We start from the raw sequence: 12145 nt of genomic DNA, 5'->3' as shown, positions 1-12145 counted from the left end.
CAAATATACAAAATTTAACGATACAAAATACGATGAATTAGCGGTTAAATTTAGAAGGTTTTTCTATCCGAACCAAAAAATAAGAAACCATACAATAATAGGTTGCCAATTGGAAGAAAATATTGATGTAATTAAACATATCAATCGGTTCAATAAAATGATAAAACGAATAAAATACGTCAGAAATCACGATACACAAAGCCATAATCGAAAAATACAATGCCGCTTTTGAAGCTTCTGAAAAGAAATTAATCAATGAAAGCACCGTGAGAATCAGCAATGTAAATCCGTAAAACAAAAAGATAATGTAACGTTCTGTGGATTCCGGTTCAATTAAATCGATGATGGAAAATAAGACAAATAATAAGAAAATAACAATCAAAATCCCTAAAATGATATTGGAAACAGAAAGTTTTTGCGGAACTAAATCATCAATTCCGAATTTAATCAGAATGCAATAACTAATAAAAAAGCAGAGAATTATCCATAAAACATCAAAATCAGGATCGAGTAAAACTAAAATATCGCCCACAAAACAAGCTAACAAAGAAACAGAAAACCACCAATTAATTCGTTTAAATCGATGTTGCAAATAATAAAAATAAATCGCAGGAATTACGATTGGTTTGGCGAAAAGTTCTAATTCTTGTAAATCAAAAAGTACGGCAATCACCACCAATAAACTGGAAATGAGATACAAGTACAATGCCGGTTTTTGCTTATTCATCGACCAAATGTATAAAAACTTTTTGCAAGATGAGAAGCTATTCCGTCTTTCCGCTCCAATTTTGTTTGTTCCGGTTTGTTTTTCTACAAAATCGGGAGAGCTTCCGTTGGTCGCTTCCCGCTTTTAAGAAAAAACTAAACCGCAACTGCACAAAGATTTCCGCTGCAATACGGGCTAGTAGATGAACCAAAAAAAATTCTCCTAACTAATAATTGCAATTTTTATTTAATTAACTTTCATTTTCTCAAATACTTTGTAATGGGACCACATTGTTTTAATTACATCCATTATTCTCAATGGAACAACAGGGTTACCTGGACTAAATGTAAATAGTTTATCACAAAGTACTCCTTTAAATGGTGCAAACTTTGAATTATATATTCCTCCATCATGCAAACTGTTTCTCGTATTTCGCATAACTTCAAATTCTTCAATAATTTGCAAATCATTTATTGGTTCTATTTTCTTGATTAAATCATCAAAAAGGTCTTTGATTTTAAACTTTTTCAGTCCAAAATCATTGTTACATTTTTCTCTAAGATATTTTTCATAAGCATTCCAAACAACTGAAAACTGTCCAATATTACTAATGCGAATATATTCTGGAAGTAATCCAGGTTGTCCAAAAAGTTCGTAATATTTGGAAGTGTCTGGAATTTTAGATAAATCAATCATTCTTGAATGGTCAAGTACGGTATGTGACAAATAATCGAAGTAAATAACAGATGTAAAATTCATTAATTCTTTTACAAAAGAAGTGTCAATTCCAAAATTATCAAACTCCTTTTGAATTTGAATAATTTCATTCAATGTATCTTGTATTGTGGCCATAAATTTTTACTATGTTGCCAAACTCGTAAATATCATCAAATTTGTTCAACATTATGAATTTCTACAAATTAATAAAATTTATTCATACATATTTAACAAATAAAATTTTCATTTCTTGCTAATTCCCAATCATCCCCAAAAAATCATCTTCACTAATAATTGCGATTTTTAATTGATTGGCTTTTTCCAATTTTGCCGGGCCCATATTTTCTCCGGCTACTACATAATCCGTTTTGGTGGAAATGGAACTTCCTACTTTTCCGCCGTTGTCTTCGATGGCTTTCTTTAAATCATCACGAGAAAATTTTTCAAAAACACCGGAAACTACAAATGTTTTTCCGGCAAACTTATCACTTACTTGTGTGTTTTTCTCCACTAATTCAAACTGAATCCCAACGGCTTTTAAACGTTCGATGGTTATTCTATTTTCAATATTCTCAAAAAATTCGATGACACTTTGGGCAATTTTATCACCAATTTCATCCACTAAAATCAAATCCATCAAACTGGCATTCGCAATAGCATCAATATTTTTATAATGTTTAGCTAACTTTTTAGCCACAGTTTCGCCTACATACCGAATTCCCAACGCATACAAAACCCGTTCAAATGGTACTTCTTTTGATTTTTCGATTCCGTTGATTAAATTCTCTGCACTTTTTTGAGCCATTCGTTCCAACGGAAGAATTTGTTCGATTTTTAAATCATACAAATCGGCATAATTTTTCACTAAACCATTTTGATAAAGCAACGCCACCGTTTCGCCACCCAAACCTTCAATATCCATCGCTTTTCGGGTAATATAGTGCTGAATGCGACCAACAATCTGTGGCGGACAACCATAAAAATTCGGACAATAATGATTGGCTTCGCCTTCTTTTCGCTCTAAAGCAGTTTGGCATTCGGGACAATTAGTAATGTAAACCGTTGGAAAAGATTCGTTTCCTCTTTCGGCAACGGCAATAATTTTCGGGATAATTTCGCCACCTTTTTCAACAAAAACTTTATCGCCAATGCGAATATCTAATTTTTCAATTTGATCGGCGTTGTGCAACGAAGCTCTTTTCACAATCGTTCCTGCCAATTGAACCGGCTCTAAATTAGCCACTGGCGTAATCGCTCCCGTTCTTCCCACTTGATACGAAATAGAATTTAATCGCGTAGAAACTTGTTCCGATTTGAATTTATAAGCCATTGCCCAACGAGGCGATTTTGCGGTATAACCCAATTCATCTTGGTGCTGCAAACTGTTGACTTTAATTACAACTCCATCTGTTTCATAAGGCAAATCATGTCGGTGAACATCCCAATAGGTGATGAATTCCAACACTTCTTGCATATTTTTGGCTAATTTGGCTTGCGTTGGTACTTTGAAACCCCATTTTCGGGCAGTTTCCAATCCTTCAAATTGTGTTTTGAAAGGAAGATTATTTCCCACAATAAAATACAACAAACAATCCAACGGACGTTTGGCGACCTCAGCACTATTTTGTAATTTCAAACTTCCGGAAGCGGTATTTCTCGGGTTGGAATAAGGAGTTTCACCGATTTCAATCAATTCCTGATTCATTTTTTCAAAACCGGAAAAAGGCAAAATAATTTCACCTCGAATATCGAATTTTGGCGGATAATTTCCTTTTAATTGCAGTGGAATGGAACGAATAGTTTTTACATTATTCGTCACCTCATCACCTTGAAAACCATCGCCTCGAGTAACTGCTTTTTTTAATTTTCCGTTTTCGTAAGTAATGCTTATAGAAGCTCCGTCATATTTTAATTCACACGTATATTCCAAATCAACATTTCCTAATATTTTTTGAATTCTGATTTCCCAATCCATTAAATCTTCGGTGGAATACGAATTATCCAACGAATACATCCGATGTTCGTGAGTAACGGTATTAAAATTTTTAGTGATGCTTCCTCCTACTCGTTGCGTTGGCGAATTTTCATCAAAAAACTCTGGATGTTGGGTTTCTAAATCTTGTAATTTTTTCAATAATTGATCAAATTCAAAATCGGAAATAGTGGGTTTATCCAACACATAATAGTTGTGGTTGTGCTGGTTGAGTTCTTCGCGTAAAGATTGAATAGTTGATTGAATATCCATAGTCTGAGTTGGTGAGATGCTGAGTTGCTAAGTTGCTAAGATGCTGAGTTGCTAAGTTTTTAGTTTGTGTTGACTATTTTATCAATTTGTTGGTACAATTGTCCGTCACTTAAAATCGCTCCTTGTTGGATGATGTCAAAGATGGCAGCATTTCGTTCGCCTTGGTATTCTTTTCGACCAACGTGAATGTCGATTGCATCGGTGAACAAATTTTTCACCATCCATTCCAAACCTTGTGACGTCATAAAATCGACTTCGGGTTCCAATGTTTTTAAAACAATGGATTTGACTTCTGTTTCCAAACAATGAAATAGAAAAATATGGTTTTTGGAAAAATGTTCTAAATAATTGGTTTGAGCTAAAACACCTTCCCAAATTAAATCAGAGAAAACGTCGAGTTCTTGTTCAGCTACTTCCGGTTTATTGGTTTTTATTTCATCCCATTCTTTTTTATCAATGGATTGTGTGGCTAGAAAATTAGCAAATTCTTGATGAAGGGCTTCAAATTGTTCTTTGGTTAGTCTTGAATATTTCATTTTTTTCTGAGTTGCTGAGATTCTGAGTTGCTGAGAAACTGAGAAGCTTAGTTTTTTTTAATTATTCATTATTTTTTATGAGATTCTTCCTGCGTCGGAATGACAAAATTGAGAGAGCTACTATTCAAAATTGGTTTTTATTAATCAATTTCCTTTTACCCATTACCTTTCACCAATCACCTTTTTCTAACCAATAACGTCTAGCTTCGCAAACCGAAGCAATAACTTTTTAATCCCACCCACATCAAATTTGATCTCGGCTTTTTTGTCTGCTCCTACTCCTTCAAGGTTTAAAACTTGACCTTTACCGAATCGTTCGTGCATGACGATGTTACCGGGCACTAAACCGGAATCAAACAAATTATTTCCCGATGGTGCGTTGCTGGAAACGGGCTTTAGTTTTCTAATTGTTGACGAAGGTTCTTCGCCATATTTTTTGGGTGGCGTTCCATTGGTTGGTTTTGCCAATCGCAATCTTGACTTATCTACATCGCCAAAAATATCATTGTCAATCATCGGTTTGTAGCGATAACCGGTTTCTACCGCACTGATGTATTCCAAATAGCGATCATCAATTTCTTCGATAAAACGAGAAGGTTCGCTGTCCATTAATTTTCCCCATCGGTAACGGGACTGAGCATAAGTGAGATAAGCCTGATGTTCAGCTCGGGTTAATGCTACGTAGAATAAACGACGTTCTTCTTCCAATTCGCTTCGGGTGTTCAAACTCATCGCACTTGGAAACAAATCTTCTTCCATTCCCACAATAAAAACAGTTGGAAATTCTAATCCTTTTGCTAAGTGAATGGTCATCAAAGCTACTCGATCATCGTCGCCCGTGTCTTTGTCTAAATCGGTTGCCAAGGCTACATCTTCTAAAAATTCGGATAATGCTCCTCGTGCTCCATCAATTTCTTTTTGTCCTTCGATGAAGTCTTTGATACCGTTTAGTAATTCTTCGATGTTTTCAATTCTCGCAATTCCTTCGGGAGTTCCATCTTTTTTGAGTTCTTGCACCAAACCTGTTTTCTTAGAAACGTGATCGGCAAGAAAAAAAGCATCTTGGTTTTCGTTGATGACTTGAAAACTTTTGATCATCATCACAAAATCTTCCAATTTTCGTTTGGTTCCGGAATTGAGTTTGAGGTCAATTTTATCAATATTTTCCATTACTTCAAAAATGGAACGCTTGTAGTGATTAGCTGCGACAGTTAACTTTTCAATAGTACTGTCTCCAATTCCACGAGCAGGATAATTGATTACTCGCACTAATGCTTCTTCATCTTTAGGATTAATCACCAATCGCAAATAACACAAAACATCTTTTATTTCTTTGCGTTGGTAAAAGGATAATCCTCCGTAAATTCGATATGGAATGTCACGTTTTCGCAACGCATCTTCCATCGCACGGGATTGAGCGTTGGTTCGATATAAAATAGCGAATTCACCGTTTTTCATTTGGTTTCGCATTTTTTCATCGAAGATGGTGGAAGCGACAAAACGACCTTCTTCTCCATCGGTAATGCTGCGGTTGACTTTTATTTTTGGGCCGTCTTGATTGTGCGTCCAAACGACTTTGTCCAATTTAGTTTTATTTTTATCGATGATGGAATTTGCTGCTTCCACAATATTTTTGGTTGAACGATAATTTTGCTCTAATCGAAATAATTGCACATCAGCATAATCTTTCTGGAAATTCAGAATGTTGTTGATATTGGCTCCACGAAACGCATAGATACTTTGAGCATCATCACCCACAACGCAAATATTTTGAAAACGGTCAGACAATGCTCGAACGATTAAATACTGTGAATGATTGGTATCTTGGTACTCATCCACCAAAATATAACGAAAACGGTCTTGGTATTTGGCCAATACATCCGGAAAACGATTCAGTAATTCGTTGGTTTTTAATAACAAATCATCAAAATCCATTGCTCCCGATTTGAAACAGCGTTCGACATAATTGTTATAGATTTCACCAATTCGCGGTTTTTTGCTCATTGCATCTTGCTCCATCAATTCCGGATTATTGAAATAGGCTTTGACGGTAATTAATGAATTTTTGTAGGATGAAATTCGGCTAAAAACTTGTTTTGGTTTGTAAATATCTTTGTCGAGTTGCATTTCTTTGATGATGGCTCCGATGAGGCGAACACTATCTTGAGCATCATAAATGGTAAAATTGTTTGGATAACCTAATTTTTCAGCTTCGATACGAAGAATTTTCGCAAAAACCGAGTGAAAAGTTCCCATCCAAAGGTTTTTAGCTTCGTTACTGCCCACGATATCGGAGATCCGTTTTTTCATTTCGCGAGCCGCTTTGTTAGTAAACGTGAGCGATAAAATGTTGAACGCATCAACTCCAAGGCTCATTAAATAGGCAATTCGCATCGTGAGCACACGCGTTTTTCCGGAACCTGCACCGGCGATCACAATCATTGGGCCGTCTTTTTGTAGCACGGGTGCACGTTGAGCTTCGTTGAGTTGATTTATATATTCTTGTATCATAGTTTTTTTAGCAAAGCTCAAAAATAAGCTTACTTATGATTTATTACAATTAAAATTGTAACGAATTATCAACTAAAATTCTATTTTTGCAGTAAACGTTCTAGCCCCGATTGAAGTGGAAAACATTTTTTTGGCAAATCTATTTTTTCTTGGCAAAAAAAAGCGACCAGCGGAAGCTCTTTTTTTGGCATTAGAAAAAAAGATTTTGCGGAAAAATTTTGGAACGGAAAGCAGGAAATAGCTCCAAATTAAAAAACTAAAAAATATGGAATCAATTAAGTGGATTGAACTTTTATCGTATACTTTGCCGGCGATTATTACCGGAATTGTGGCTTATTCATTTTTTCATCTGCATCATAAAGGTCTGGAAGACAGGCGAAAACATTTGATGCGAAAGGCATTGCAAAAGGAGTCGTTGCCGATTCGTTTACAGGCGTATGAGCGAATGGTTTTGTATTTGGAACGAATAAATCCGGCGAAATTGTTGATTCGAGTGGCACCGTATTCGGATGATAAAAACACGTATGAAAACCAATTAATTCAGCAAATTGAGCAAGAATTTGAGCATAATTTGACACAACAAATTTATATCACGGAAGAGTGTTGGACGGTGATTACGACCGCAAAAAACACAATTATTCAATCGATTAGAAAGTCGAATATGAGTGATCGCGTGGATACTTCGCACAAGTTAAGAGAAGTGATTTTGAGTGATTTATTAGACAAGCAATCGCCTAGTTATGTGGCAATTAGCTATTTGAAATTTGAGGTGATTCAGATGATGAGTTAGTTTTCGAGTAATCGTTTTAACTGACTTTGTTCGGCGGAATTTATCGTTGGTAACATATCTTGAAAGAACTTTTTGTGTCGTTCGGTTTTGATTAACTCACGAATTTGATTGCGTGCAAAAAGTGTAAACTGCCATTTGTGATGCGTAGTGGCGTTGACCAAATTTTGAAGAATATTTTGGTCGTTTGGATTGAGATACAACAAGTTGGTTAACGAATTTTGACGAATTGAACTTTCATATTTTGAGGAAGAATAATCTAATAATTCGTCATAAAATTTCACTTTGTTATTTACTTCGTAACCTTCTGAAATTAAGGCTAATGTGAGCCACAGAATTCGCAAGTTTTTATCATTAAATCCGACCCAGTTTTTGGATAAATTGAGGTAATGTTCTTGTCGTTCTGGGAATAATTTCCATAAAGTTCCCAATGCGATTTCTTTAGTAATATAAGAATCATCATTGAGCAATGTTTCGTATTCCGACTGAAAGTTCCGTGGAATTTCGATCATAATTCTAGAAACTGCCTGACGTATTTTTATATTATTGGAAGCTAAAGCTAGGTTTAACAATTGTTCTTTTTCTTCAAAAGGAATTTCTGCCAATTGAAAAATGACCTCTTCTTTGATGGGATAAAAATCGTTGCTTTTTAAAATGGTTTCAAACAAGGCTGACTTTTCTTCAAATGGTTTTGGCTGTAATTGAACCAATTCTAAATACGATTTCATAAAGGCATTTTTCTTAAGTAAATCGAGTGCTTGGTTGACTTGAAATCCTGATTTTTCAAGCCAATTTTGTTGAAAAGTTGCTGTGTCAAAATTGGAAACGGCGTTGACTTCTTTCAGAAAATTGGTTGTATTGACGTTTTTAAAACCATATTTTTTCAAGTAATTTTTGACTGCTTTTTGAAAGTTTTCTGCTCCGATGTTTTTACGTAAATAATGCAAAGCCCAAGCTCCTTTTTGATAAAATGTGAGCGAACTCGCTTTTTCATTCAGTAACGGAATCGTATCAGTTTTGGAGGCTTGTTGCAAACGCTCTGCCATTTCATACAATTCCCATTGAAAATAATCGTCGCCAAAAAGTTCTTTTTCAGCCAACAAAGCATAGTAAGTGGCGAATCCTTCTTGCAACCAATGGTGTTTTCCGGTTTCGGCCGTGATGAGATTGCCAAACCATTGGTGAGCGAGTTCGTGTGCGTTGACGTTGATATACGTTTTGTCATTAAAACCGATATCATCCACCACAAAATCTTGTGAAAAAATGGTGGAAGTGGTGTTTTCCATACCGGAATACAAAAAATCACGAACGGGCACTTGTCGATAAATTTCCCAAGGATACTTCACGTCTATTTCTTGTTCAAAAAAATCGAAAATTTGAGTGGTGTATTTGTACGTTGTTTCAAATTTATTAGCATCTTTTTGATCTAAATAAAATTCTAATGGCGTTCCCGATTTGGTTTTAGTGGTTTGTTTGGTGAATTTTCCGATTGCCATCATTACTAAATAGGACGACATGGGTTTGGACATCTGATAGTTCCAATTTTTGATATTGCTATTGTTATTGATATTTTTCAACTTTCCATTTGATAAAACTGTAAATTTTTCATCAAATTCAATCGATAAATTAAAGATGATTTTCTCGTTCACATCATCAAAACTAGGCAACCAATGACTCGTGTATTTTCCTTGACCTTGCGTCCAAATTTGTAAATTTTCGCCTTCTCCAATAAAATAAAGAGTTTGTTTTGGAATGGCTTTGTAATTAAAAGTAAGCGTGTTTTTTCCTTTTTTAAAACCTTCAAATAATTGTAACGCTTTTTGTGAATTTTTGAAATTTACAGTTTTTCCGTTAATTTTTACGTTAGAAAAATCCATTCTAATGGCATCAATAGCAATGGTATCGATGGAAGATAGAACTTGAAATTCATATTTCACTTCACCTGAAATGGATTTTTCAATTTGATTTGGAAGTAAAATGGCGTGTAAGGTTTTAAAATCAACTTTTTGAGATTGTTGAGCGAAGGAGATGGAGAAAAAAAGTAAAAAAAAGTATCGCATGAATTTTTTAAATGATAAACAAAGATACATAGTTTCGTTTTGATGATTTATAAGTTTAAGAAAATCAATAGAAATTTAAAAATTAACTCAAATTAACTCCACAAAAAAAGCCTCGAGTTTCCTCGAAGCTTTGCATTTCTGGGTGAAAGACGGGTCTCGAACCCGCGACCTTCGGAACCACAATCCGACGCTCTAACCAACTGAGCTACAATCACCATTTGTTTTTGCTATAAAACCTTTTCTGAAAATAAATTCGTCAGGGCTTCATTTGCGAGTGCAAATATAGTGCAATCCTTGAATTCTGCAAAGATTTTTTTGCAATTTTACATCAAATCTTCTAAGCTATTGACAGCCAAATATCTTTCTGCTGTAAAACCTTCTGCAAAATCAGTTCCGATAAGCCTTCCCATGTCTTGCGAACGGTATTTTATGCTATCTAAAAAGTTCTTTGTAGCAATTGGTGTAACACTATCATTTGTGTTTGGATTATAAAATTGTGAGTCGTATGCCATAATAGCTTCCACTTTTATATCCATAAATCCGGTAATATCTACCACAAAATCAGGTTTTAAATCTTTCCATTGAATATAATGATACACGACTTGCGGTCGCCAAGCTTCTTGCTTTTCACTATTCAAAACGGTTTCAATTCGTTTTAAACCGGATAAAAAACACGCATCAGAAACTAATTTTGCTCCTTTTCCATGATCGATATGACGGTCGTCAACTGCATTGCACAACACGATTTTCGGACGGTATTTTCGAATCATTTTTATCACTTCCATTTGGTGTTCTTCATCATTTTTGAAAAAACCATCTCGCATTTTTAGGTTTTCACGAACGGAAATACCTAATATTTCGGAAGCTTTTGCGGCTTCTTTATAGCGAATTTCAACAGAACCTCTTGTGCCTAGTTCACCTTCGGTTAAATCGATGATGCCGACTTTTCTTCCTAACGAAATTTCTTTGGCTAATGTTCCGGCACACCCTAATTCCACATCATCGGGATGGGCTCCAAAAGCCAAAATATCTACTTGTATTTTCATTTTTATAAAATGGATTTCATGATTTGTGATTTATGTTCGGTTTCAAAAAATTCTTTCTCCGGGTCACTTTCTCCAGTGATTCCGCAACCGACATAAATGTTTATTTTATTTTCCTCAACTTCTAAACAACGTAAATTTACAAAAAGATTGGCAGATGTTTCTTCTTCATTCCATAAACCTAAATAACCGGCATAGAATTTTCGCTCATAATTTTCATTTTCTGAAATAAACTGCAATGCTTTCTCTTTCGGGAAACCGCAAACTGCAGGCGTTGGATGTAAATTTTGAATGATATTTTTGGTGTTTTCTAACGAATGAACTTCAGCTGAAATAATTGTTTTTAAATGAACTAACGAACCGGCTTCCACTGTGAATGGTTCTGATACTTTCAAAGAAAGTACTTCTTTATGCAAACTATCCAAAATATAATCGGTCACAATTTGTTGTTCATTTATTTCTTTGGCTGACCAATTTTCAAAACTACTTTTTTGATGTGTTCCTGCCAATGAAACGGTTTCAAAATGATTTTTTTCCACTTTAATCAATTGTTCCGGTGTGGCTCCCATCCAACAACCAATTTGCGGATGATAAAAAAATGAACGAAAAGCAGTTGGGTAACGGTTGATTAATCTGAAAAATGTTTCAATCAAATCAATCTTTTTTTCAATTTCAATTTTTCTGGAAAGAACGACTTTTTCAAAATCGCCATTTTGAATGGATGTTATTGCTTTTTGAACAATATTTTCAAAATGATTTTTTTCATTTTCTGAAAAACCAATTAAATCTTCAGTCTGATTTACAGCATCAAAACTAAATTCCTCTTCCAAGAAATCTGAACTTTCGAAAGGAATTACATATTTTTTATAATCATCAAAAGAAGCAAAAACAAATCCGCTTTGACCTTTAAAATCGTGTATAGAATTGTCCTTTTGAAAAATACCACAAATCGTTTTTTGATTTGGAAGCACATACAAAGCAAAAGGCAATTTTTGTTCTAATTGTAATTTAATTTTTGACAAAATTGCCATCGTTAAGAAGTCTTTTTAGGTAAAACAATGTTTGACAATTTGCAAAGACAGATTAGTTTTCCTTCTTCATCTTCAATTTTAATTTCCCAAAGATGAATACTTCTTCCTTGATGAATGATTTTAGCGGTGGCAAAAACAGTTCCTTCTCGCTTACTTCGTAAATGGTTTGCTGAGATTTCAATGCCGCGTACTTCTTGTTTTTCGGCATTCACAAACAACATCGAAGCAGCACTCCCCACACTTTCGGCTAACGCCACTGAAGCTCCGCCGTGCAATAATCCCATCGGTTGATGAATTCGTGAATTTACAGGCATTTTGGCTTTTAAAAAATCTTCTCCCACATCAATGAACTCAATTTCAAGGGTTTCCATCAACGTATTTTTACTGAAATCATTACAATTTTGAAGAATTTTGGCTTTATCTAAAGTCATCTTATCTATTTTTTGGTAAAAATAAAGATTTTTCAATGGTGCATAAACTAAAATCCTCTTAAATTCGTTTACTAATTT

The 12145-nt window shown here is 34.7% G+C and carries 10 protein-coding genes and 1 tRNA gene; 1 reads left to right on the top strand and 10 read right to left on the bottom strand.

Annotated features, from left to right (window positions below; translation table 11 throughout):
* Nucleotides 1-37 precede the first annotated feature (37 nt).
* From B4N66_RS07850 to B4N66_RS07830, 5 genes are all read right to left on the bottom strand, one after another.
* On the bottom strand, nt 38-727 hold the full coding sequence (locus tag B4N66_RS07850) for a lysoplasmalogenase family protein (protein WP_291093754.1): 690 nt from the start codon (nt 725-727) through the stop codon (nt 38-40).
* Between the two features lie 225 nt (nt 728-952).
* Nucleotides 953-1558: a hypothetical protein gene (locus tag B4N66_RS07845; RefSeq protein WP_291093753.1), complete on the bottom strand. Its 606-nt coding sequence runs from the start codon at nt 1556-1558 to the stop codon at nt 953-955.
* 118 nt (nt 1559-1676) lie between these two features.
* Complete coding sequence (gene ligA / locus B4N66_RS07840; RefSeq protein WP_291093752.1) at nt 1677-3668, bottom strand: NAD-dependent DNA ligase LigA; 1992 nt, start codon at nt 3666-3668, stop codon at nt 1677-1679.
* 59 nt (nt 3669-3727) lie between these two features.
* Nucleotides 3728-4204: a DUF6495 family protein gene (locus B4N66_RS07835; RefSeq protein ID WP_291093751.1), complete on the bottom strand. Its 477-nt coding sequence runs from the start codon at nt 4202-4204 to the stop codon at nt 3728-3730.
* A 186-nt stretch (nt 4205-4390) separates the two neighbouring features.
* Nucleotides 4391-6715, bottom strand: coding sequence for an ATP-dependent helicase (locus B4N66_RS07830; RefSeq protein ID WP_291093749.1), 2325 nt, complete (start codon nt 6713-6715; stop codon nt 4391-4393).
* A gap of 265 nt (nt 6716-6980) precedes the next feature.
* On the opposite strand from B4N66_RS07830, the gene B4N66_RS07825 reads away from it, so the two are divergent.
* Nucleotides 6981-7505, top strand: coding sequence for a hypothetical protein (locus B4N66_RS07825; RefSeq protein WP_291093747.1), 525 nt, complete (start codon nt 6981-6983; stop codon nt 7503-7505).
* Here B4N66_RS07825 and B4N66_RS07820 read toward each other — a convergent pair.
* From B4N66_RS07820 to B4N66_RS07800, 5 genes are all read right to left on the bottom strand, one after another.
* Nucleotides 7502-9562: a M1 family metallopeptidase gene (locus B4N66_RS07820; RefSeq protein WP_291093746.1), complete on the bottom strand. Its 2061-nt coding sequence runs from the start codon at nt 9560-9562 to the stop codon at nt 7502-7504. The two genes, B4N66_RS07825 and B4N66_RS07820, sit on opposite strands and share 4 nt — an antisense overlap.
* 140 nt (nt 9563-9702) lie before the next feature.
* Nucleotides 9703-9778 (bottom strand) — tRNA-His (locus tag B4N66_RS07815).
* Nucleotides 9779-9885: 107 nt separating this feature from the next.
* A complete protein-coding gene (gene bshB1, locus B4N66_RS07810) occupies nt 9886-10602 on the bottom strand; it encodes a bacillithiol biosynthesis deacetylase BshB1 (protein ID WP_291094437.1) in 717 nt (238 codons plus the stop codon).
* Nucleotides 10603-10610: 8 nt separating this feature from the next.
* Complete coding sequence (locus B4N66_RS07805) at nt 10611-11636, bottom strand: chorismate-binding protein (protein WP_291093745.1); 1026 nt, start codon at nt 11634-11636, stop codon at nt 10611-10613.
* A 2-nt stretch (nt 11637-11638) separates the two neighbouring features.
* On the bottom strand, nt 11639-12067 hold the full coding sequence (locus tag B4N66_RS07800) for a PaaI family thioesterase (protein ID WP_291093744.1): 429 nt from the start codon (nt 12065-12067) through the stop codon (nt 11639-11641).
* Nucleotides 12068-12145 lie beyond the last annotated feature (78 nt).

Origin of the sequence: Flavobacterium sp. UBA2787 (assembly GCA_002352205.1) — a bacterium.
In the GTDB taxonomy this organism is placed as follows: Bacteria; Bacteroidota; Bacteroidia; order Flavobacteriales; family Flavobacteriaceae; genus Flavobacterium.
The sequence above is the reverse complement of the archived record's forward strand: the minus strand, read 5'-3'. Positions and strand labels throughout refer to the sequence as shown.